Origin of the sequence: Solihabitans fulvus (genome assembly GCF_008386585.1) — a bacterium.
In the GTDB taxonomy this organism is placed as follows: domain Bacteria; phylum Actinomycetota; class Actinomycetes; order Mycobacteriales; family Pseudonocardiaceae; genus Solihabitans; species Solihabitans fulvus.
Genome location: NZ_VUOB01000041.1, coordinates 39032 through 60768, shown reverse-complemented (window position 1 = coordinate 60768; position 21737 = coordinate 39032). Strand labels below are relative to the sequence as shown.

19 protein-coding genes and 1 riboswitch are annotated in these 21737 nt (G+C 73.8%); of the genes, 4 read left to right on the top strand and 15 right to left on the bottom strand.

From position 1 onward, the window contains the following. The first annotated feature begins 1 nt into the window (after position 1). Positions 2 to 1492 carry a DUF8189 domain-containing protein gene (locus F0L68_RS22165; RefSeq protein WP_149851561.1) on the top strand — a complete coding sequence of 497 codons (1491 nt, stop codon included), beginning with the start codon at positions 2 to 4 and terminating at the stop codon, positions 1490 to 1492. 280 nt (positions 1493 to 1772) lie between these two features. On the opposite strand, the gene F0L68_RS22160 is transcribed toward F0L68_RS22165, so the two are convergent. The 10 genes from F0L68_RS22160 to F0L68_RS22115 all read right to left on the bottom strand — a co-directional run bounded on the left by F0L68_RS22160 (position 1773) and on the right by F0L68_RS22115 (position 14084). Continuing rightward, positions 1773 to 1967 (bottom strand): ATP-binding protein, encoded by a 195-nt coding sequence (locus tag F0L68_RS22160; RefSeq protein WP_149851560.1) that lies wholly within the window; start codon positions 1965 to 1967, stop codon positions 1773 to 1775. Further along, positions 1952 to 3709, bottom strand: coding sequence for a precorrin-3B C(17)-methyltransferase (gene cobJ, locus F0L68_RS22155; RefSeq protein WP_149851559.1), 1758 nt, complete (start codon positions 3707 to 3709; stop codon positions 1952 to 1954). The genes F0L68_RS22160 and cobJ overlap by 16 nt, the downstream gene beginning before the upstream one ends. A gap of 25 nt (positions 3710 to 3734) precedes the next feature. Then, on the bottom strand, positions 3735 to 4928 hold the full coding sequence (gene cbiE, locus F0L68_RS22150) for a precorrin-6y C5,15-methyltransferase (decarboxylating) subunit CbiE (RefSeq protein ID WP_149851558.1): 1194 nt from the start codon (positions 4926 to 4928) through the stop codon (positions 3735 to 3737). Continuing rightward, the gene (locus F0L68_RS22145) at positions 4925 to 6277 is read right to left on the bottom strand and encodes a cobalt-precorrin-5B (C(1))-methyltransferase (protein WP_223199026.1); all 1353 of its coding nucleotides are present in this window, start codon (positions 6275 to 6277) and stop codon (positions 4925 to 4927) included. Before F0L68_RS22145 ends, cbiE begins: the two co-directional genes overlap by 4 nt. Before the next feature lie 10 nt (positions 6278 to 6287). After that, complete coding sequence (gene cobM, locus F0L68_RS22140; RefSeq protein WP_149851557.1) at positions 6288 to 7727, bottom strand: precorrin-4 C(11)-methyltransferase; 1440 nt, start codon at positions 7725 to 7727, stop codon at positions 6288 to 6290. Continuing rightward, the gene (gene cobI / locus F0L68_RS22135; protein ID WP_149851556.1) at positions 7727 to 8476 is read right to left on the bottom strand and encodes a precorrin-2 C(20)-methyltransferase; all 750 of its coding nucleotides are present in this window, start codon (positions 8474 to 8476) and stop codon (positions 7727 to 7729) included. Before cobI ends, cobM begins: the two co-directional genes overlap by 1 nt. Further along, positions 8473 to 9846: a cobyrinic acid a,c-diamide synthase CobB gene (locus F0L68_RS22130; RefSeq protein WP_149851555.1), complete on the bottom strand. Its 1374-nt coding sequence runs from the start codon at positions 9844 to 9846 to the stop codon at positions 8473 to 8475. The genes cobI and F0L68_RS22130 overlap by 4 nt, the downstream gene beginning before the upstream one ends. Further along, a complete protein-coding gene (gene cobO / locus F0L68_RS22125) occupies positions 9843 to 10457 on the bottom strand; it encodes a cob(I)yrinic acid a,c-diamide adenosyltransferase (protein ID WP_149851554.1) in 615 nt (204 codons plus the stop codon). The genes F0L68_RS22130 and cobO overlap by 4 nt, the downstream gene beginning before the upstream one ends. A gap of 19 nt (positions 10458 to 10476) precedes the next feature. Beyond that, positions 10477 to 12498 (bottom strand): putative cobaltochelatase, encoded by a 2022-nt coding sequence (locus F0L68_RS22120; RefSeq protein ID WP_149851553.1) that lies wholly within the window; start codon positions 12496 to 12498, stop codon positions 10477 to 10479. Positions 12499 to 12579: 81 nt separating this feature from the next. After that, a riboswitch (cobalamin riboswitch) is annotated at positions 12580 to 12708 on the bottom strand. A 131-nt stretch (positions 12709 to 12839) separates the two neighbouring features. After that, positions 12840 to 14084 carry a cytochrome P450 gene (locus F0L68_RS22115; protein ID WP_149851552.1) on the bottom strand — a complete coding sequence of 415 codons (1245 nt, stop codon included), beginning with the start codon at positions 14082 to 14084 and terminating at the stop codon, positions 12840 to 12842. Positions 14085 to 14195: 111 nt separating this feature from the next. Between F0L68_RS22115 and F0L68_RS22110 the strand changes: the two genes are divergently transcribed. Then, positions 14196 to 15326 carry an 8-amino-7-oxononanoate synthase gene (locus F0L68_RS22110; RefSeq protein ID WP_149851903.1) on the top strand — a complete coding sequence of 377 codons (1131 nt, stop codon included), beginning with the start codon at positions 14196 to 14198 and terminating at the stop codon, positions 15324 to 15326. Positions 15327 to 15375: 49 nt separating this feature from the next. On the opposite strand, the gene F0L68_RS22105 is transcribed toward F0L68_RS22110, so the two are convergent. Then, positions 15376 to 15837: a GNAT family N-acetyltransferase gene (locus tag F0L68_RS22105; RefSeq protein WP_438672306.1), complete on the bottom strand. Its 462-nt coding sequence runs from the start codon at positions 15835 to 15837 to the stop codon at positions 15376 to 15378. A 139-nt stretch (positions 15838 to 15976) separates the two neighbouring features. Further along, positions 15977 to 16792, bottom strand: a complete 816-nt coding sequence (locus F0L68_RS22100; protein ID WP_149851551.1) for a S1 family peptidase — start codon at positions 16790 to 16792, stop codon at positions 15977 to 15979. A gap of 199 nt (positions 16793 to 16991) precedes the next feature. On the opposite strand from F0L68_RS22100, the gene F0L68_RS22095 reads away from it, so the two are divergent. Further along, positions 16992 to 17612, top strand: coding sequence for a LysE family translocator (locus tag F0L68_RS22095; RefSeq protein WP_149851550.1), 621 nt, complete (start codon positions 16992 to 16994; stop codon positions 17610 to 17612). Positions 17613 to 17739: 127 nt separating this feature from the next. On the opposite strand, the gene F0L68_RS22090 is transcribed toward F0L68_RS22095, so the two are convergent. The 3 genes from F0L68_RS22090 to F0L68_RS22080 form a co-directional block, all read right to left on the bottom strand. Then, on the bottom strand, positions 17740 to 18507 hold the full coding sequence (locus F0L68_RS22090) for a serine protease (protein ID WP_149851549.1): 768 nt from the start codon (positions 18505 to 18507) through the stop codon (positions 17740 to 17742). A gap of 113 nt (positions 18508 to 18620) precedes the next feature. Further along, entirely contained in the window at positions 18621 to 19415 is a 795-nt protein-coding gene (locus F0L68_RS22085; RefSeq protein ID WP_149851548.1) for a S1 family peptidase, read from the bottom strand. 193 nt (positions 19416 to 19608) lie between these two features. Next, complete coding sequence (locus tag F0L68_RS22080; protein ID WP_149851547.1) at positions 19609 to 20667, bottom strand: M48 family metallopeptidase; 1059 nt, start codon at positions 20665 to 20667, stop codon at positions 19609 to 19611. A gap of 101 nt (positions 20668 to 20768) precedes the next feature. Between F0L68_RS22080 and F0L68_RS22075 the strand changes: the two genes are divergently transcribed. Further along, positions 20769 to 21725 (top strand): alpha/beta hydrolase, encoded by a 957-nt coding sequence (locus F0L68_RS22075; protein ID WP_149851546.1) that lies wholly within the window; start codon positions 20769 to 20771, stop codon positions 21723 to 21725. Positions 21726 to 21737: the final 12 nt, after the last annotated feature.

Here is a 21737-nt window from a genome sequence, read left to right as displayed (position 1 = left end):
CATGTCCAGCACACTGGTTCGCCGGATACTCACCGCCGCCGCCATGACCGCCGTCGCCGCTCCCGTGTTGGCGCTGAGCGCCCTGACCACGGCGTCCGCCGCCACCGGCGGGGACGTCGTCGGGCTCGCCGCCGCGAACCTCGGCAAGCACAACTGCGAGACCAACAGCCTCGGCGGGACGGGCTACTTCACGAGTTGCAAGCCCGAAGCCTGGTGCGCCGACTTCGCCAAGTGGGTGTGGCAGAACACGGGACTCAAGGTCGACGGCATCACGCCGGGCGCGGGCAGCTTCTACACCTACGGCGCGAACAACGGCACGCTGCACACCTCGACGTCCTACACCCCACAGACCGGCGACGCCGTGGTCTTCAACTACAACGGCGCGGGCTACGCCGACCATGTCGGGCTGGTCAGCCGGGTCAACGGCGACGGCACCATCCAGGTCATCAACGGCAACTTCGGCAACGGAGACTCGACCACCACGACCGTGGCCTACTCCTACGGCACCGGCAGGGTCGGCAGCAGCATCGCCGGTCAGACGATCAACGCCTTCGTCACGGCGGTCGGGATCACCTCGCCTGCCGCGCAGTTCGCCGGACCCGAGACGATCCGGTTCGCGGACGGCACCATCAAGACCTACGTGGTGAACGCCGACGGCAACGTCTACGGCATGGGCAACACCACCGCCGGCGGCCCCTTCGGCGCCTGGCAGGCGTTGACCACGGGCGGCGGGTTCGCCGGCCGGCCGTCGGTGATCCAGTTCCCGAACGGCACGGTGAACGTCTACGTCCGCACCACCGCGGGCACCATCCAGGCCGCCGGCAACACCGCCACCGGGCCAGGCACCAGTTTCGGGGCCTGGCAGCAGGTCTCGCCGGCCGGCGCGCTGCCGGTCACCGGCGACCCGCAGGTGACCCTGTCCGCGAACGGGCTGCTCAACGTGTACGCCGTGCTGTCCGACGGCAACGTCAACGGCATGGGCCAGACCTCGGTCAACGGCTCCTTCGGGCCGTGGCAGCCGCTGACCACCGGCAGCGGCTTCGTCGGCAGGCCCTCGGTCGTCCAGTTCACCGACGGCACCATCAACGTCTACGCCCGGACCACCGCCGGCACCATCCAGGCCGCCGGCAACACCACCACCGGAGCCGGCACCAACTTCGGTTCCTGGCAACAGGTCTCGCCGGCCGGGGCCATGGCCGTGGCCAGCGACCCGCAGACCATCCTGCTGGCCAACGGCACCATCAGCACGTACGCGGTCCTCGCCGACGGCAACGTGAACGGCATGGGGCAGGCCTCGGTCGGCGCGTCCTTCGGGCCGTGGCAGCCGCTGACCACGGGCAGTGGCTTCGTCGGCAGGCCGTCGGTCATCCAGTTCGCGGACGGCACCATGAACGTCTACGCCCGCGGCGCCACCGGCACGATCCTGGCCAGCGGCAACACCACCACCGGAGCCGGCACCTCGTTCGGCCCGTGGCAGCAGGTCGCGTCCTGACGGTCGACGCCTGATGCCGCGAGAAACCACGTCCCGCGCCAGGGGCGTGGTTTCTCGCGTGCGGTGATCACCTGAACGGGCGGATCGCCTGCCGCGGCGGCACCGATCGCCCCGACCTGCCGTCGGACCGCCAAACCCACTGGGAGGTAGGCATGTCCGAGGAAACGACCGTCGTGTTGATCGTGCTGGGCTTCGTCGCCCAACTGGCCAGCACCGCGGTGGTGATCGAGTGGATGTACGTCCGCGCCGCGCGCCGCGCCGGCCGACCGAGGCCCGTCGGTCACTCCCCGACCAGCGAGATCGCGTCCGCCGGGCAGATCTCCACGCACTCGCCGCAGGACGTGCACCTGGCCGGCAGCACCACCGGCCGACCTGGCGCCGGCCGCAGCGCGTGCTCGGGGCAGGTCAGCAGGCAGGCGCCGCACGCCGTGCACGCCGAACTGACCAGCAGCGGAATCCCTAGTCCGCCATCCACCGGTATCCCCTCGGCGTGACCATCCGGCCGCCGACCACCTTGCTCTGCGAGGAGCCGACGACGACCGTGGTGAACATGTCCACCTGCTCGACGTCGAACTCCGCGATCGGCGCGAGGTACACGCGCTGCCCGTCGCGGCTGGCCTGGCGCACCGCGCCGACCGGTGTGCCGGCCGGCCGGTGCTCGCGCAGGATGTCGAGCGCCGCGCCGAGCTGCCAGTGCCGATCCCGCGACCTCGGGTTGTAGAAGCACACCACGAAGTCGCCCTCGGCCGCCGCCCGCACGCGCCGCTGGATCGCGGGCCACGGCGTGTGCAGGTCGGACAGACTGATCAGGGCGTGGTCGTGACCGAGCGGGGCGCCGAGCAACGCGGCGGAGGCCAGGGCGGCCGTCACCCCTGGCACGCAGGCGACCTCGATCGACTCGTCGGCCTGTTCGAGCGCGGGGCTGGCCATCGCGTAGATGCCGGCGTCGCCCGAGCCGATCAGCGCCACCGCCGCGCCGGCCTCGGCCAGCTCGACGGCCTCCCGCGCCCGCTCCTCCTCCGCGCCGAGCCCGCTGACCCGGATGTCCGTGCCCGGCCGCAGCAGGTGCCGCACCTGGTCCACGTACTGGTCGAGGCCGACGACCGTGGACGCCCTGCGCAGCTCGGCCTCGGCCCTCGGTGTGCGCAGGTCGGCGGCGCCCGGCCCGAGCCCGACGACGGCGAGCCTGCCGCGCGGGTGGATCCTGGCGGCGGCGACGGTGACGTTGTCCCCCTTGGTCTTCGGCACGCACAGCTCGACCCGGCCGCCGCCGGCGAGCTGGGTCGCGGTGCGCAGCGCGGCGGCCTCGGCGACGCTCGGCGTGCCGACCTCGGCGCGCACCACCTCGCTCGGGTTCGGCACGTCCACAGTGGACAGTTGCTCGGCGGTGTGCGTCAGCAGGGTCGGCGGTTCGACGCCGTCGCCTGCCCCGCCGTGCCAGAACGCGAAGTCCTGCACGGCCTCCAGGATGCCGCGCTCGTCCGCCTTGAGATCGATGCTGGCGAACGCCCGCACCGCGCGGGGGTCGAGGCCGTACTCGCTGGCCAGCAGCTCAAGCGTGGCGTTCACGGCGGCCGTGGGCACGTCGCGCGCCGAGCCGACGCCGACGACGAGGGTGCGCGGCACGAGCCGAAGGACCTTGCCCGGCAACGTCGTCGGGGGCAGCCGGTCGTCGATCAGCACGGTCCACTCGGCGCCGTGCGCGTGCTCCGAGACGTTCTCCGGCAGCGCGGGCAGCGGGAAGCCGAGCGGGTTGACCAGCCGCACCGGGTCGCCGTTGAGCACGGCGACACCGCAGCCTGCTAGGTCGCCGTCCGGGGTCGCGTCGAACAGCTCGGCCAGCTCATCAAGCGGGGTGCTGCCGGTGGCGTCGGAGGCCGTGGTGACCACCGGGATCGCGCCGAGCGCATCGGCGATCCGCTCGGCCAGCGCGTTCGCGCCGCCGGAGTGCCCGCCGGCCAGCGCGACGGCGAACCGGCGGGCCTCGTCGACGCACACCACGCCGGGGTCGCTGTGCTTGTCCCGCAACAGGGGCGCGATCAGCCGCACGGTCGCGCCGGTGGCGAGGAAGAACACCGCGGCGCCGAGCTTGGGCCACAGCCGCTCGAGCGCCGGCCGGATCGGCCCGTCGGCCACGACGGTGTCCGGGCCGAGCGCGGCGGCCAGCTCGCTGGCGGCGCGCCGGCCCGCCGAGGTGACGGCGAACAGACCGATCACTGAGAACTCCTTGCCTGGAAACGGATCACGGCTTACGGACGCCCCACAGCAGGGTGACCGGGTTGATGGCGGCCAGCCGGGTGGCCCCGCCGGGCAGCTCGGCGAACCGCGCCGAGGACAGCTGGCAGCCGTCGACCCGGTAGCCCGCCTCGCGCAGCGCGTCCCTGGCGTGCGGCACCCGGTCGACGGCGGCGAGCGCCACCACGACGCGCGCCGCGCCGACCCGCGCGCAGGCGGACACGACGTCGGGACCGCCGCCGCCGACGAACACCGCGTCCGGGCCGGGCAGGCCGGCGAGTCCGGCCGGGGCTGGCGCGCGCACCACCCGAACGTCGACCCCGTGCGCAGCCGCGTTGGCGCCGATCCGCTCGCACTGCGCGGGATCCCGCTCGACCGCGACGACGGCCGCGCCGAACCTGGCGCACTCCACGGCCACCGAGCCGGAGCCCGCCCCGACGTCCCACACCAGCGTGCCAGGCCGGGGCGCGAGCCGCGCCAGCGCGAGCGCCCGCACCTCGGCCTTGGTGACCATGCCGTCGCGGTGCGCGAACTGGTCCTCTGGCAGCGCCCAGCCGCCGTCGGGCGGCACGGGTTCGCCGCCGCCGAACCAGCCCCGCGCCGGCACGAGCTCCGGATCCGCCAGGCACAGCACCACGTTCGGCTCGCGCCAGGACCGTTCTTCGGCTGCCGCAAGGTCCACTGTGGACAGTTGTTCGTGCGGTCCGCCGAAGTCCTCGGCCACCACCAGGGTGCGCCGCCAGCCGGCCAGCCCGGCGGCCAGCTCGGCCGGCCCTGAGCCCGGCGCGGTGAGCACCGCGACGGCGGGCCGGGCCCGGCAGACGTTCAGCGCGGGCCGCAGGTCCCTGCCGTGCGCGCTGACCACCGTGACGTCGTCCCAGGACCGGCCGACGGCGGCGGCGAGCCGCTGCACGCTGGACACGGCCGGCAGCACGGCGACGGGCAGGCCGCGCTCGCGCAGCGACCGCACGATGCCGAAGTAACCGGGATCGCCCGACGCCAGCACGACGGCGGGGCCGTCGAACGCGGCCAACTCGGCCAACGCGGGTTCCAGCGCGCCGAGTTCGATCCGCCGCGTGCCGGTCGGGGCGTGCGCGTCCAGGTGTCGACGGCCGCCGACGACGAGCCGCGCGGCGCGCAGCAGGTCGGCCGCGCCGGGCGGCAGGTTCGTCCCGTCCACCCCGATCACCGCGACCGTCACGGCGTGGCCCCGCCGGGCCCAGCGAACCCGTCGGGTCCGGTGACCCACTCCGGCTCCGTCGCGGCGACCACGGCCGTCGCCGGGAAGTCGACCATCGCGACCTTCGCCGGCAGGCGGCGGCCGCATTCCGCGCTGAACCGCGCCAGCACCTCGGCGACCCTGGCGCACAGGTCGTCGCCGCACTCGCGCAACAGGCCCGCGCCGTCCCACACCTCGTACGCGCGCCGCGCGGTCACCGCGCCGCCGATCTCGGCCGCGTCGGCGGGGTCGCCGCCGTGCGCCGAGGTGATCCGCGCCAGCAGGTCCGTGTCCACCTTGGACTTCGTGTAGTGCGTCATCAGCACGCCGGAGGCGAGCTTGGTGAGCTTGCCGATCATGCCGACGAAGACCACCTCGGGGATGCCGTGCTCGACGGCGCGCCGCAGCGCGGCCCCGGTGAAGTCGCCGACCTCGACGAAGGCCACCTCGGGCAGGTGCGGCAGCAGCGTCATCGCGGCGCGCTCGGTCCGTCCGCCGGTGGCCAACACGAGGGTCGGGCAGGACTGCGCGGCCATCACCGACACCGCCTGTTCGACGCTGGCGCGCCAGGACGCCGTGGAGAACGGCCGCACGATCCCCGTGGTGCCCAGGATCGAGATGCCGCCCATGATGCCGAGGCGTCGATTTGTCGTCTTGTAGGCCATCTTCTCGCCGCCGGGCACGCTGATCGTGACGTCGACACCGCGGTCCGGCGCGGCCTCGCGGACCGCGGCCGTGATCATCTGCCGTGGCACCGGGTTGATCGCGGGACCGCCGACGTCGAGGCCGAGCCCCGGTTTCGTCACCACGCCGACGCCCTCGCCGCCGCCCAGCACGACGGTGTGGTCGGCGCGCCACCTGGCCGTCGCGGTGAGGTGCGCGCCGTGCGTGACGTCCGGGTCGTCCCCGGCGTCCTTGACCACGACGGCCGTGGCGCTGTCCGCGTCCAGGGTGCAGGAGTGCACGGCGAACACGTGCCGGTTGCCCGAGGGGAACTCGATCTCCACGCTGCTCGGCGCGGCCCGGTCGCGCAGCGCGAGCACCGCGGCCTTGGCCGCCGCCGCCGAGCACGCGCCCGTGGTGAAGCCGGTGCGCAGCGCCTGCGGCCGGACCTTGGCCGTGCGCGGCAGGTCCGGTTCGCGCAGCGCGGCAGGCGGGTCGACCGGCCCGTCGGACGGCCCGTCGGACGGCCCGTCGGACGGCCCGTCGGACGGCCCGAGATCGCCTGCTGCGACGGGCCGGTCACCGAGCGAATCCGTTGGTACTACTGGCTGATCGCCGGTCGTCCCGTACTCGGATCGACCGGCGGCACGCCCATCGGACTCGCCCACGGACCGCCCCTCAGCCGTTGCGCTTTCGCGCCCGCGCCGACGGCGATCCGGCGCGCGACTTTGCCGACTTCTGCACGGTCTGCTTCTGGCCGGTCTGCTTCTGCGCCGAGGACTTCTGCGCCGTCGGCCGCTGCGCGGCGGGCCTGGTCGCAGCGGCCGGCTGCTCGGCGGACTCCGGCGACTCCAGCGTCTCGGGCCGGTCCTGCCGCGCCGGCTCGGCCGGCTCCGGCGCGCTGACGTTCACCGACGCGCGCCGGGTGGCGGTGGCCGCGGCGGCCACGGTCGTCCTCGGCCGGTTGAGCGGCTTCGGCTCGGCGGCGGGGTTCTCGACCAGGTGCAGCGCGGGCTGCTCCTCGGCCGGCACTGGCTTGGCCGCCCGCGCCTTGGCGCCCCTCGGCGTGTTGCGCGCGGTCTCCTGCCAGTCGTGCACGGCCGACCACGCCGCCGCAGCCGACGCCGGTTGCGCCGCCGCGTCGTCCTGGGCCGCGGTGGCGTCCGCCTGCGCGGCCACGGCGTCCTCGACCCGCCCTGCCTCGACGCGCGCGGCGACCCGCCCGGCGCGGCCGGCCCGCAGCGACCACCTGGTCGGCTTCGCGCGCCTCGGCTCCGGCTCGGGCTCCTCGGCCTTCGGTGCCTCGGCCCGCGAGCCCGCGGTCTCGGCGCGCAGCGCGCGCCGCGCGGCGGGGTCGGCCTTGCGGAAGGTGTGGAAGTGCCCAGCGTGGTAGAGCCGGGACCTGGTGCCGCCGGCCCGCAGCGCCTGGCCGACGAGGAACAGCGTGTGCCGCCAGAGCTTGTGCTCCTTGACGGTCGCCTCCAGCTCGCCGAGCGTGGTGTGCAGCACCAGCTCGTCCGGCCAGGTCACCTTGTAGGCCACCACGATCGGGGTGTCCTCGGCGTACCCGCCAGCGCGCAGCTCCTCGGCGAGCTGGCCGGTGCGCGCGGCGGACAGGAAGATCGCCATCGTGGTGCCGTGCCTGGCGAACTCGCGGATCTGCTCGCCGTCCGGCATGGGCGTCTTGCCGCCCTCCAACCGGGTGAGGATCACCGACTGGGCGACCTCGGGGATGGTCAGCTCGCGGCCGACCACGGCGGCGGCGGCGGAGAACGCCGACACCCCCGGCACGATCTCGACGTCGAGGCCGAGCCGCTCGCAGCCGTCGTACTGCTCCTGCACCGCGCCCCACAGCGCGGGGTCGCCGGAGTGCACCCTGGCCACCTTCAGCTTGCTCGCGGCGGCGCGGCGGTAGATCTCCAGGACGTCCTCGTGGGTGACCCTGGATGAGTCGACCAGCTCGGCGTCCGGCCTGGCGTGCTCGCGAATGCACTCGGGGTCGACCAGGCTGGCCGCCCACACCACGATGTCGGCCTCGGCGATGCGGCGCGCCCCGCGCAGCGTGATGAGGTCGGCGGCACCGGGACCAGCGCCCACGAACGAGACCCGGCCAGTCATCACAACTGCTCCCCTCTCCCGCCGCGTGGCGGGAGTACGACGATGGTTGACAGGTAGGGCGCACAATGTTCCGAACTGTCCACTTCGGACAGTGGCAGGACCCGCGCGTCCGGGGTGCCGAGGTGCTCGGCGTACACCGAGCGGTCGAGCGCGCCGGCCGCGGCGATCGCCGCGCGCAGCTCACCGAGCCGCCGGCCGCCCTTGTAGGCGACGACCGTACCGCCCCCGGTCAGCGCGTCCCGAAGCCCGGTCACGTCCCGCGTCACCGGCACCACGGTAAGTTGCTCGGCTCCCTCCACGAGGGACACTCCCGCCGCGCTCGCCGCGGCCTGCATGGCGGTGATGCCGGGGACGGTGGCGACCCGCACCTTCGGCAGCAGCTCGCGCACGGTCGCCGCGAGGTAGCCGAAGGTCGAGTACACCGCAGGGTCCCCGATGGTGGCGAACGCGGCCGTGCCGCCGCGCGCCCGCAGGTGCTCTGCGACGCGTTCGGCCGCCGCGTCCCAGTGTTCCCGCCGCCGCTGCTGCGGCCCGCGCACCGGCGCGTTCAGCGCGAAGACCAGGCGCTCCACCGGGGTGTCGCCGTCGACGTGCGCGCGGACCACCGCCTCGGCGCGGCCCTGCTCGTCCGGGGCGAGCACCGGCACGAACACCCTGGACGCCCCGCGCAGCTCGCGCAGCCCGGCCAGGGTCAGCAGCTCGGGGTCGCCGGGGCCGACGCCGACGCCGACCAGTCTCGGCTCGTTCATGCCGCGCACCTCGCCACGAATCGGGCCACCGCGCCGGGCTCGCCCGCCGGGTGGGTGTGCAGGTAGGAGGCGTGCACCGCGCCCGTCACGAAGCCGTCGGCGACGGCGCGGCGGTCGTGCCCGCGCCACTGCCAGGCCGGCTGCGGGCCGTGCGCGGGATCCAGCACCGTGCGGTGGAACTCGTGCCCGGTAATCCGGCTGCCGGCCGCGTGCAGCACGGAGCCGACCGGCGCGACCGCGTCCCGATAGCCGAGGGTGAGCCGGCCCGACATCGCCGCCGTCGCGTCGAGCACCCCGCACATCGGCTGCCCGTCGAGTTCGCGGCACAGGTAGAGCAGCCCGCCGCACTCGGCGTGCACGGGCCCGCCCGCCCGTGCGAAGGCGCGCACGGCGGCCCGCAGCCGTTCGTTGGCGGACAGCTCGGCCGCGTGCTGCTCGGGAAACCCGCCCGGCAGCACCAGCCCCGCCGTCCGCTCCGGCAGCGCCTCGTCCCGCAGCGGATCCAGCACGGCGACCTCGGCCCCTGCGGCTCGCAGCAGCTCGACGTGCTCGGCGTACCCGAACGTGAACGCCGAGCCCCCCGCCACCGCGACCACCGGCCTGTCCCGAAGGGTCCCTTCAGGACGCTGGATGCCGTGAAGCGACCCTTCATGGCATGGGTCCCAGGGCGGTGTGGTGAGGGCGGGCGCCTCGGCGGCCAGCCTGGCCACGGCGGCCAGGTCGATCCGCTCCGCGACCACGTCGGCGATCGCCTCCACGGCCCGCACCGCGCGGTCGCCGTGCTCGGCCGCGGTGACCAGGCCGAGGTGCCGCGAGGGCACCTCCAGGGCGGAATCCCTTGGCAGCGCGCCGAAAACCTCCAGCCCGACCTCGGCGCAGGCGTCCCGCAGCACGCGTTCGTGGCGCTCCGAACCGACCTTGTTCAACACCACGCCCGCCAGCCGGACGCTCGGGTCGTAGCCGCGGAAGCCGTGCAGCAGCGCGGCGAGGCTGCGCCCCTGACCCCTGCCGTCCACCACCAGCACGACGGGCGCGCCGAGCAGCCGGGCCACGTGCGCGGTCGACCCGATGCCCTCGGTGTCGAGGCGCCCGTCGAACAGGCCCATCACGCCCTCGACCACCGCGATGTCCGCGTCGCGCGCGCCGTGCGCGAACAGCGCCGGGATCCGGTGTTCGCCCACCAGCACCGGATCGAGGTTGCGGCCGGGTCGCCCGGTGGCCAGCGAGTGGTAACCGGGGTCGATGTAGTCGGGGCCGACCTTGAACGGCGCGACCCGCCTGCCGAGCCGCCGCAGCGCGGCCATCAGGCCGGTGGCGACGGTGGTCTTGCCCGCGCCCGAGGCCGGCGCGGCGACCACCAGTCGGTTCACCACTCGATCCCCCGCTGGCCCTTCTGGCCGTCGTCCATGGGGTGCTTGACCTTCGTCATCTCCACCACCAGGTCGGCGGCCTCCACCAGCGCGGCTGGCGCGTAGCGGCCGGTGATCACCACGTGCTGGTTGCCAGCGCGGGCGCGCAGCGTCGAGACGACCTCGTCGACGTCCACCCAGCCCCAGTGCATGGGGTAGGTGAACTCGTCCAGCACGTACAGGCCGTGCCGCTGGTCGGCGAGCCTGCGGGAGATCTCCCGCCAGCCCTCCAGCGCGGCGGCGGCGTGGTCCTCCTCGCTGCCCTGCTTGCGGGTCCAGGACCAGCCCTCGCCCATCTTGTGCCACTCGACCGGGCCGCCCTCGCCGGTCTGCTCGTGCAGCCGCCCGAGCGCGCGGAAGGCGGACTCCTCGCCGACCTTCCACTTGGCGGACTTGACGAACTGGAACACGCCGATCGACCAGCCCTGGTTCCAGCCGCGCAGGGCGAGCCCGAACGCTGCCGTGGACTTGCCCTTCATGTCGCCGGTGTGCAGCACGACGAGCGGCCGGTTGCGGCGCTGCCTGGTGGTCAGTCCGTCGGTCGGGACGACGGCCGGTTTTCCTTGCGGCATAAGGACGACCTCCTCGGAGCTAAGCGGCCCGAGCCGCGCGGACCACGCCGGCGACCTGGTCTGCGGACAGTTCCTCCAGCCGGAGGCAGGCGGCGGCGAGCGCGCCGGCCAGCCGGCCGGCCAGGCCGAGCCGCACCGGGCCGTGCTCGCAGTCCACCACCACGGTGGCGACACCGTCGGCGGCGAGCAGGTCGGCAGCGCGCAGCGCCTCGGCGACGGGGTCGCCGCCCGCCGCGCTCGCGGTCGCCCGCCCGTCGGTCAGCACGACCACCAGCGGGCGGCGGCGCGGGTCCCGCAGCCGTTCGGTGGCCAGCAGCCTGCGGGTGCGCAGCAGGCCGTCCGCGAGCGGGGTGCGGCCGCCGGTGCGCAGCCGCCGCAACCGGGCGGCCGCGGTGTCCACCGACGAGGTCGGCGGCAGCGCGACCTCGGCGGCCGAACCGCGGAAGGTCACCACGCCGACCTTGTCCCTGCGCTGGTAGGCGTCCCGCAGCAGGGAGAGCACCGCGCCGCTGACCGCGGACATCCGCTGCCGCGCGGCCATCGACCCCGAGGTGTCGACCACGAAGAGCACGAGGTTGCCCTCCTTGCCCTCGCGGACGGCCAGCCGCAGGTCGTCCCCGCGCAGCAGCAGGCCGGGGCCGGATCGCCCGCGCGCGGACTGGTGCGGCGCGGCGGCGGCCATCGTGCCGACCAGGTGCAGTCCCGATCCGTCCACAGTGGACGGTCGGACGACGCGGCCGGTGCGGGCCCGCGACCTGGATCGCCGGCCGGGGGCGCCGTCGCCGACGCCGGGAACCTGTAACAGCCTGGCCCGGAAGGCGGGCGCTGGCGCGGCGGGCGGCCGCTCCGCCGAGCCCGAGCCCGAGGAGTCCGCGTCGGGCTGGTCTGAGGTGCCCTGCCCGGACGCCGGTTGACCATCGTCCTGGCCGTTCCGGTCGTCCGGACCGCCAGAGCCGTCGGGGCCGTCCGGGTCGTCCGGTCCGTCCGGATCGTCGTCGGGATCGGTGTCGCCGCCGGGCTCCTCGGCGTGTTCGGCCCCCTGCCGCAACGCGTCCTGGAGCTGCTCCTCCTCGACCCCCGGCTCGTCGAACGGGTCGCGGCGGCGGCGATGCGGCAGCGCGAGCCGCACGGCCACCTCGACGTCGTCCTCGGTCACCGCGTCCGCACCGCGCCACGCCGCGTGCGCCACGGCGGCGCGCGCCACGACGAGGTCCGCGCGCATGCCGTCGACCTCGAAGGCCGCGCAGATCGCCGCGATGCGGCGGAGTTCGGCGTCCGGCAGGAGCACCGAGGGCAGCGCGGCCCGCGCGGTCGCGATCCTGGCGGCCAGCTCCTCGTCGGCCTCGGTCCAGCCCGAGGCGAACCCGGCCGGGTCGGCCTCGTAGGCGAGCCTGCGGCGGATCACCTCGGCGCGGGTCGGCACGTCCCTGGCCGCCCGCACGGCGACGGTCAGCCCGAACCGGTCGAGCAGCTGCGGCCGCAGCTCGCCCTCCTCGGGGTTCATGGTGCCGACCAACAGGAACGACGCGGCGTGCGAGACCGAGACGCCCTCGCGCTCGACGTGCGCCCGGCCCATCGCCGCCGCGTCGAGCAGCAGGTCGACCAGGTGATCGTGCAGCAGGTTGACCTCGTCGACGTACAGCACGCCCCGGTGCGCGGCGGCCAGCAGGCCGGGCTGGTACGCCCGCACGCCCTCGGTCAGCGCGCGCTCGAGGTCGAGGGAGCCGACCAGCCGGTCCTCGGTGGCGCCGACGGGCAGCTCGACCAGCCGCGCGGCCCGCCGCTCCGCCGACGCGGCGGCGTGCGGGCCGTCCGGGCAGCCCGGGTCCTCGGCGGCAGGGTCGCAACCGAACCGGCAACCGGCCACCACCTCCAGCGGCGGCAGCAGCGCGGCGAGCGCGCGGACCACGGTCGACTTCGCGGTGCCCTTCTCGCCCCGCACCAGGACCCCGCCGATCGCGGGATGCACGGCGTTGAGCAGCAGGGCCAGCCGCAGATCCTCATGGCCGACGACTGCGGAGAACGGAAAGCGCGCGGTCATAGCGCCCCACGGTTCCTTCCTCGGGTGTCCACGCCCGGGTCAAGGTGGTCGGCTGCGGGTAGCCGCAGCCGAGTGAGGGCGGAGTGTCCTGGCTCCCGGGTCAAACGCGCCCCTCCAGCCTTCCCAGGGCACATGCCCCGGTGGCAGCAGCAGGAGGACCACTTCCCGGTCACAGTGGCGGGACCGCACCGGATTCGCACCGGTTTCCTCGCACACCCTCACTTCGGTCGCCGCAGCCTGGGCGGCTACGGCCAAGGCATCGTCGCACCTCGCTGCGCCTGAACCAAGTCCGCCGTCCGTGCGCCGGACGCGACCGCGATCACACCCGCCCGCTCGGGCGATCAGGTAGTGCGGATGGCCACCCGCAGCGGGGCGCGGAAGGACAGCAGCCCGAGCATGGGCGGCCGGCCGTCGTCGGCCAACCGCGCGTCCGGGAGCCGCCGCGCCACGGTCCGCAGCACGGCCTCGGCCTCCATCCGCGCCAGGCCGGCACCGAGGCAGAAGTGCCGCCCGAAGCCGAAAGCCAGGTGCCGGCGCACCTCCGGCCGCCCCGGGCAGAAGTCCGAGGGCTCGGCGAACACCTCGGGATCGGAACCCGACCCGGCGAGCATCAGCAACACCTTCGCGCCCGCCGGCAGGACGACCCCGGACAACACGGTCTCCCGCGCGGTGATCCGCCGCCACGTGACCACCGGCGGCTCGCGGCGCAACACCTCCTCGACGCACGCCTCGGCGAGCCCCTGCTCCCCCTCGGCCAGCCTGCGCCACAGTTCCGGCCGCCGCAGCACCCGGTCCAGCAGGGTGCTGAGCAGCTGCGTCGTCGTCTCCTGGCCCGCGATCAGCAGGAAGTAACACAGCCCGGCCGCCTCGTCGACGGTGAGCGGCCGGTCGCCGGGCGCGCGGTGCGCCACCAGCGCGCCGAACAGGTCCGCGCCGGCCGGGTCGGCGGCCCGTACCCGGTCGGCCAGCCAGCGGTGGAACTCGCCGGCCGCCGCCGCCAGCTCCAGCTGCCGCTGCTGCCCGGGGTTTCCCCAGAACAGCTCCAGCGACGCGGTGCTCCACGCCTTGAGCCTTGGCACGTCCACCCCGGTGATGCCGAGCATGTGCAGCAGCACCAGGCAGGGCAGGTCCGTGGCGAGCAGCGAGTACAGGTCCGCGACGCCGTCGATCTCCAGCGCCGCCTCGACCTCGGCCAGCCGCTCCTCGGCCAGCCCCTCCACCAGCCCGACCGCGTCGGCGACCTTGCCGGGAGTGAGGTAGCCGGCCACCAGCCTGCGCAGCCCGGGGTGGCTGGGCGTGCCGTTGTTGGCCAGCGTCGGCGGCAGCGCAAAGCCTGCCCTCGCCAGCACCCGCAGCACCGGGATCGGCAGTGGCGTCACGGCCGTAAGCGCGTTGTCGGGCTGGAAGGTGTCCTGGTCGGCCAGCACCGCCCGCACGTCCGCGTGCCGGCTGACCAGCCACAGGTCGGTGCGCGGGTCGTGGTGGACCGGCGCGTGCTCCCGCAGCCGACGCAGCGTCGGGTCAGGATCGTCGACGAAGTCTCTGCCGAACAAGTCCAGCTCGGCGCGCTGCTCGGTGGTCCACACTGCTCGACCGTAACCGGCCGATGCGAGACTGCTCGGGTGACCGTCAGCACTCCGCCCGCCAGCGCGGCCTCCGCACCAGGGGCCTCTCCGGAAGCGACCACCCCGGACGAGGTGTTCGACTGGATCGACGTGCGCTCGCAGGCCCGCGCCAAGGCAGGGCTCGCCCGCCGGCTGCACCCGAGGCCGGCGACCTCCGCCGAACTCGACCTGGCCAGCAACGACTACCTCGGCCTTAGCCGGGACAAGCGCGTCGCCGGGGCGGCCGCCGCCGCGACGCTGCGGTGGGGCGCCGGGTCGACCGGCTCCCGCCTGGTGACCGGCAGCACCGAGCTGCACACCGAGCTCGAGTACGAGCTGGCCTCGTTCTGCGGCGCGCAGGCCGCGCTGGTGTTCTCCTCCGGCTACCTGGCCAACCTGGCCGTGCTGACCGCGCTGAGCGGCCCCGGCACCGCCATCGTCGCCGACCAGCAGGTGCACGCCTCGCTGATCGACGGCTGCCGGCTGTCCAAGGCGGACGTCGCCGTCGCGGGGCACAACGACCCGGCGCAGGTCACGCACGCGCTGGCCACCAGGGGCAAGCGGCGGGCGCTGGTCGTCACCGAGTCGGTCTTCTCGGTCGACGGCGACCTCGCTCCGTTGCCCGCGTTGGCTGAGACCTGCGGCAAGCACGGCTCCGGGCTGATCATCGACGACGCGCACGGCCTCGGGGTGCGCGGCGACGGCGGTCGCGGTGCGGTCGCCGAGGCCGGGCTGAGCAAGGCCCCCAACGTGCTCACCACGGTCACGCTGTCCAAGTCGCTCGGCTCGCAGGGCGGCGCGGTGCTCGGCCCGAGCCGGGTCATTCGGCATCTGGTGGATACCGCGCGCACCTTCATCTTCGACACCGGGCTCGCGCCGAGCAGCGCCGCCGCCGCGCTGACCGCGCTGCGCGTGCTCAGGGAGGAGCCGGAGCTGCCGACGCGCTGCCGCGAGGTGGCCACGCAGCTGTCCACCCGGCTGCGCGAGGCAGGGCTCGCGGTCAGCGAGCCGAGCGCCGCGGTCGTGTCGGTCCGCGCGCCCTCCGCCGAGGCGGCCGTCGCCTGGGCGGAGGGCTGCCGCGCGGCAGGCGTGCGGGTCGGCTGCTTCCGGCCGCCGTCGGTGCCCGACCAGATCTCCCGACTTCGGCTGACCGCGCGAGCCAACCTCACCGAGGCGGAGATCGACCGCGCGGTGCAGGTCATCACGGAGACGGCGCCGCGCTGACCGATGGCTGGCTGATGGCTGTCTGACTGGATGGCCGACTGATGGCTGGCTAGTTGGCGGCCCGCCGCATGCGCACGTGCGGGATGCCGTCCTCGAGGTACTCCGAGCCCTCGGCGACGAAGCCGAAGGAGGCGTAGAAGGCGGTCACGTAGGTCTGGGCGTCCAGCACGGACTCGGCCCGGCCGATCTCGGCGAGCGCCGCCTCCATCAGCCTGCGGCTGAAGCCCTGCCCCCTGGCCGCCCGCGCCGTGCAGATCCGGCCGATCCGGAACCGGCCGCCGCGCTCCTCGAGCAGCCGAAGGTAGGCCAGCGGCTCGGCGGAGTCCTCGCCGTGCAGCCAGAAGTGACGGGTGGTCGGTTCGAGATCGCGGCCGTCCAGCTCCGGGTAGGGGCAGGACTGCTCGACCACGAAGACGTCGACGCGGAGCCGGATCATGGCGTAGAGCTGCGTCGGCGTCAGGTCCTGGGCCCAGACTCGCCGAAGGGTGGCTGGGAACGGATGGGTGCGCACCCGACCGTGGATATCACAGCCGCGCTCGCCCGAAGACACAACGGCACGTCATGAGACAAGCTGTTGTGTCCGCCGGATCCCGGCAGGCCGACATCCCCGCCAGACAGGACGCGGCGGCCCCTGACGACCCCAGGTGCTCTCACGACCCAAGCTGCGCGCCGACCAACTCCCGATACGCCGCCAACCTCACGTACACACCCGGCTTCCCGCGCCGGGCACAGCCGTCGCCCCAGGACACGACGCCGGCGAGCCGCCCGCCGACCGTCATCGGGCCGCCGGAGTCGCCGTCGCAGGCGTCCTTGCCGCCGTCGGGCAGGCCGGCGCAGGTCATCGAGTCCGGCGCGTAGGTGTCCTCGTCTCTCGCGCACTCGGTGTCCGGCATGATCGGCACCCGCACCTCGCGCAGGGTCGGCGACGGGTCGCGGTACTCGCCGGTCCGGCCCCAGCCGAGGACCGTGGCCTCCGTGCCGGGCTGGTAGCTCGCGCCGTCTCCCGCGCCGACCAGCGGCACCGGGCGGGCGGACACCGGCTGGGCCAGGGTGAGCACGGCGACGTCGGCGCCGGCCATGGCGTCGCGGAAGTCCGGGTGCACCCAGGTGCGGTCGACCAGCACGGACGCGCCGTCCCGCGCGCGCAGGTCGGTGCGGCCGACGACGACGCGCAGCGACTCGACCGGCAGCGAGCGCACGCCGACGGCGGTGCGCTCGGTCACGCAGTGCGCTGCGGTGATCACCTTGGTGGGGGCCGCCAGCGCGCCGCCGCAGAAGAACTCGCCCTGGTCGGTGGTGAGCGCCACGGCCCACGGATAGGCGGTGGTGGTCGCCGAGGTGCCGCCGACGATGGCGGGGCGGGCCCGGCCGGCGGCGAGGGCCTGCCCCTGGCCGAGGCAGCCGGCGAGCGCGAGGACGGCCAGCGTCGCCGCCAGCGCGCCGGAACGAGATCCGTTGGTCCGCACGGTGCACTCCTGAGGGTCCGGATGGGCGTACGCGCACGAACCGTAGCGAACCAGGTGCGCTCCGCACACGGCGGCCTCAAGGAGGCATAAAAACCGGATATTCTTCTGTTAGAGTCGCGTTAGACCGCAAAAACTTCCGTCAGTGGCGCAGATCACGGACCGTTGTCCGGCACAGCGCTCGTTCTCCTGGAGCGTTCCCATGCACATGGACTTCAGCCAGCTGCCCGCCTTCCTGCTCGCCTGCGCGATCGTCGTGCTCACCCCGGGTGTCGACGCGTTCCTGCTGCTGCGCACCTCGATGCGCTCGGGCACGAGGGCCGGCCTGCTGACCCTGGCCGGCATCCACACGGCCAGCGCGGTGCAGGTCGGGCTCGTGATCTCCGGCCTCGGCGTCGTGCTGGCCAGCTACCCCGTGGTGCTGACGGCGCTGCGCTGGCTCGGCGCGGCCTACCTCGGCTACCTGGCGGCGACGATCGTGCGCGGGCTGATCCGCTCGCGGAAGGCGAAGCAGGACGCCGAGGAGCCGGCCCCCGTCGCGGACCGGCCGTTCCGGCGCGGCTTCCTGTGCAACATCACCAACCCGAAGATGATCCTGTTCTCCATCGCCTTCCTGCCCCAGTTCATCGGCGACGGCGACGCGGCCCCGCAGCTCGCCCTGCTCGCGGTGGTGTTCCTTGGCCTGGCCGCGGTGTGGGAACTGACGATCGTGCTCGCGGCGAGCCGGGTGGCCGGCAGGCTGCGGCGGCCGGGGTTCACCACCGCGCTGGACACCGTCTGCGCGGCGGCCTTCCTCACCATGTCGGTCGCGCTCGTGGTCTGAGGGCGCCGAACGGCCCCTGCGTCGAACGGTCACTGCGTCGAACGGTCACTGCGTTCGAACGACCCTTGCGCCGAACGGTCCATGGGCCGTCGCGCGGACCGCGGTCGGCGCGACGACCCGAACGACCTCAGGTGCCCAGCCGCGCGTACACCCCCGGGTAGCCCGGCCTCGCGCAGCCGCGACCGTAGGACACCAGGCCGATGAGCCTGCCGTTCACCAGGAACGGCCCGCCGGAGTCGGCCTGGCAGGAGTCCTTGCCACCCTCGGGCACCCCCGCGCAGAAGCTCTGCGCGGCGTTGAAGGCCGGGTAGGCCGTCGTGCACTCGGCGTTCGACCTGATCGGCACGTCGACCTTGAGCAGCTGCGCGCTGTTGTAGCCGCCCTCGGTGGTGCGTCCCCAGCCGAGCACCGTGCCGACCGTGCCGGCCGCGTACAGCCCCGCGTCGGTGGCCGCGTGCGCGAGCGGAACCGTCCGGTACGGCAGGGTGCGGCGCAGCGTGAGCATCGCCTCGTCCCCGCCAGCGGCCGGCGTGCTGTAGGCGGGGTTGATCGTGATGCGCTCCACCCTGGTCACGCTGTCGCCCGCCGTGAGCTTGGTGATGTCGCTGCGCCCACCGACCACGTAGATGTTGTTCGGGTTGACCCCCTGCACGCAGTGCGCCGCGGTGGACACGACGTCGGGCGCGATCAGCTCCGCGCCGCAGAACACCTGTCCCTGCGGCGAGACCAGCGCCAGCATCCACGGGTAGTCGGCGATGTCGGCCGGCGTGCCGCCGACGATCCTCGGTCCGTTGTCCTCGGCCGCGTTGGCCGAGAGCGTGGCCGGCAGGCCGGTCAACGCGACGGCCAGCACGATCGCGGCGACCCGGCACAGCCTGCGTGCGGTTGCACTCATCCCGACGTCCCTCCTGGTAGCGGTGGCCGAGACGACCACGGCACCAACCGAACCCACAGCGCGGTCGGCCCACAACTCGAGACCGGGAAGGCAACCCGTGCGTGTGACGGCGGTCAGGAGTTGATCTGCTGGAGAATCGGGTCGCGGTAGTTGATCAGCCGCGTGTACACCCCCGGTTTGCCGGCGCGGGCGCAGCCGTCGCCCCACGAGGTGAGGCCGATCAGCCTGCCGCCCTCGGTGAGCGGGCCGCCCGAGTCGCCCTGGCAGGTGTCCTTGCCGCCCTTGACGACGTAGCCGGCGCAGACCATCTTGGCCGGCACGTACTGCGTGGGATAGCTGTTCGAGCAGTCCGCGTCGGCGACCAACGGCACCGTCACCGCCATCAGGTACCTGGAGGTGTTGCCGCTCTCCGACGTCCGACCCCAGCCGAGCGCCACCGCCGGGCTGCCATCGGCGTAGAGCGCCGCGTCCGCCGGCTCCGGCAGGGCCAGCGGGAGATAGGGCAGGTCGCGGTCGAGGGTCAGCACCGCGTAGTCGTCGCCGGTCTCCGCCGCCCGGAACTCCTTCGGCCACCACTGGGCCGTCACCGCGGCGACGATCCCGGCCGCGCTCTGCTTGTCCTCCCGCCCGGCCACCACGCGGACGTTGGGGGTGTCCTGCGCCTTGGCGCAGTGCGCCGCCGTGAGCACCTTGTGCGGCGCGACGAGTGTGCCGCCGCAGTACTGGAAGCCGTCGGCCGTGGTCAGGTACACCGCCCACGGATGGCCGTCGATGCTGGCGCGCTGCCCGCCGACGACCCTGGGCGTTGGCACCGCCCCGGCCGTCGGGGGCAGCGCCAACGCCGTGATCGCCAGGACCCCGGCCAGCACGCCGAGCAGCGCCCGCAGGCGCCGCGATCCGATTCCCATGAGATTCCCCTCTCGAGCACGAAACTGCTGTCGAGGCCCAGATCTACACAGCGAACGGACTGGTCACAACGGCCGAACGAGTTACTCCATTTGATCGAGTGTCTTCCCGTGCTCGCACGGGTGAAGTCGGTATCAGGACAAACGTGACGGAAGCCCGATTGCGGTCAGCTACCCGATTGCGGTCAGCGCACGGTCAGTTGGTCGACGCCCCGTCGGCGGCGGGCTCGGCGTTCTGGTTGCCGAACTTGCTCCACACCTTGCTCGCGGTGCCGGCGATCACGTCGCCGACCTCGTTGATGACCTTCATCAGCGCGTCCTCGGAGTTGCCCATCGACTCCTTGTAGGACTTCGCGGCCGACTTGACGTCGTCGGTGAACGAACCGATCGGCTGGTCGTCCTCGCGCCGCAGGTAGCTGCCGGTCAGGATCTCCCGGTACTCCTCGCCCGCCGCCCACTTCTGGAGCTCCGCCGCGCGCACCACGGCCATCGGGTGCGTCATCGGCTCGGTGTTGAGCAGCTTGAGCACGCTGTCCCTGACATCGCCGGAGGCCTGGTACTCCCTGGCCTGCTCGAGGAACGACGCGGTGTCCACTTCGGACAGATCCATGCCGCCGGCGAGCGCGACGTGCACGCGCAGCGCCGCGGCCGGATCCTGGCCGCACAGCAGCCCGGCCCGGTCACAGGTCAGCTCGGTCTTGCGGTACCACTCGCGCAGCGCCGCGATGATCGCCCTGATGCCCCAGTAGCCCGCCGGCAGCCAGCCGAGGCCCTGCTGGAGCCGCAGCAGGCGGAACAGGATCGTCTGGTACACCGCGTGCTCGGACAGCACGTGGCCCATCTCGTGCCCGATGGCGAACCGCAGGCCGTCGTTGTCCAGCAGCTCGATCAGCCCGGTGGTGAGCACGATGAACGGCCGGTCGATGCCGATGGTGAAGGCGTTGGGCTGCGGGTCGCGCAGCACGAACATGTCCGGCACCGGGTCGATGTCGAGCGTGGCCGCGCACTCGTTGCGCAGCCGGTCGAGCGTCGGGTACTGCTTGGGGCCGACCCTGATCGCCGACGCCAGGTACATCAGGCGCTCGCCGCGCTCGGAGAACGCGCCGGCCACCGCCTTGAGAATCGGGGCGAAGCCGGGGACCGCGCGCAGCACGGCCAACGCGCCTCGGTCGGCGGGGTGCTCGTAGGTTCTCGGGCTGATGCCGGGAAAGCGGACCCTGGCCGTCGACCGCTCGACGTCTCCGTTAACCACCATGTCTCCCCTCGGTTTCGGCCAGCCTACGGGCAGAACACACGTGATCGGGCCGAAATCGGACACGTTCGGCAGTGCGGTCGGCGACCGGGCAAACTGTGCCCGTGGACGACGATCTTCTCGGCGCTGGATTCGAGACCCGCACGCTTCCGCTCGGCGGTGGCGGCATCGGGGGCGACGCGGTCGCCACCCTGGTCCGTCATCGCGCCAAGGACCCGCGCCTCGGCGCGATCCTCTACGTGCACGGGTTCTCCGACTACTTCTTCCAGCGGCACGTCGCCGAGCACTTCGCCGCGCTCGGCTTCGACTTCTACGCGCTGGACCTGCGCGCGTACGGCCGTTCGCTGCGCCCGGACCAGGCGCCGAACTTCGTGACCGACCTGCGCGACCACTTCGAGGAGCTCGACGCCGCCGCACGGGTGATCCGCGCGGAACACGGCCACGAGCGGCTCACCGTGCTCGGCCACTCCACCGGCGGCCTGGTCACCGCGCTGTGGGCGCACGAGCGGCGCGCCGACGACGTGCTCGACGCCCTCGTCCTCAACAGCCCCTGGCTGGACCTGGCCGAGCCGTGGGTGATGCGCACGATCGGCACGGCGGTCGTGCGGGGTCTCGGGCGGGTGTCGCCGGGGTTCGTCGTGCGCGCCGGGCTCGGCGAGGTGTACGGGCAGAGCCTGCACAGCGACCACCAGGGCGAGTGGGTGTTCGACCCGAAGTGGAAGCCCCTCAACGGTTTCCCGGTCCGGGCCGGTTGGCTGCGCGCGGTGCGGCGCGGGCACGCGCAGGTGCAGCGGGGCCTCGACATCCGCGTGCCGGTGCTGGTGCTGCACTCGGCGCGGAGCCTGTTGCACGGCAAGCGCTGGACCGCCGAGGCGATGACCGCCGACACGGTCCTCGACGTCGAGCAGATCGCCCGCTGGGCACCGAGCCTTGGCCACGATGTGACGGTGGTCGCGGTGGACGGCGGCATGCACGACCTGTTCCTGTCCGCCGAGCCGGTCCGCGAGCGCGCGCTCGCTGAGGTCGACTCCTGGCTGGCCGAGCGCCTGCCGAGCCACTGAGCCGGCGCGCCG

Bases quoted from the DNA above. Each gene is read 5' to 3' on its own strand.
- F0L68_RS22080 (WP_149851547.1), bottom strand. From the start codon at position 20,667: ATGGTGGTTAACGGAGACGTCGAGCGGTCGACGGCCAGGGTCCGCTTT.
- F0L68_RS22120 (WP_149851553.1), bottom strand. From the start codon at position 12,498: ATGACCGCGCGCTTTCCGTTCTCCGCAGTCGTCGGCCATGAGGATCTG.
- cobO (WP_149851554.1), bottom strand. From the start codon at position 10,457: ATGCCGCAAGGAAAACCGGCCGTCGTCCCGACCGACGGACTGACCACC.
- cobI (WP_149851556.1), bottom strand. From the start codon at position 8,476: ATGAACGAGCCGAGACTGGTCGGCGTCGGCGTCGGCCCCGGCGACCCC.
- cobM (WP_149851557.1), bottom strand. From the start codon at position 7,727: ATGACTGGCCGGGTCTCGTTCGTGGGCGCTGGTCCCGGTGCCGCCGAC.
- F0L68_RS22085 (WP_149851548.1), bottom strand. From the start codon at position 19,415: ATGGGAATCGGATCGCGGCGCCTGCGGGCGCTGCTCGGCGTGCTGGCC.
- F0L68_RS22095 (WP_149851550.1), top strand. From the start codon at position 16,992: ATGCACATGGACTTCAGCCAGCTGCCCGCCTTCCTGCTCGCCTGCGCG.
- F0L68_RS22165 (WP_149851561.1), top strand. From the start codon at position 2: ATGTCCAGCACACTGGTTCGCCGGATACTCACCGCCGCCGCCATGACC.
- F0L68_RS22090 (WP_149851549.1), bottom strand. From the start codon at position 18,507: ATGAGTGCAACCGCACGCAGGCTGTGCCGGGTCGCCGCGATCGTGCTG.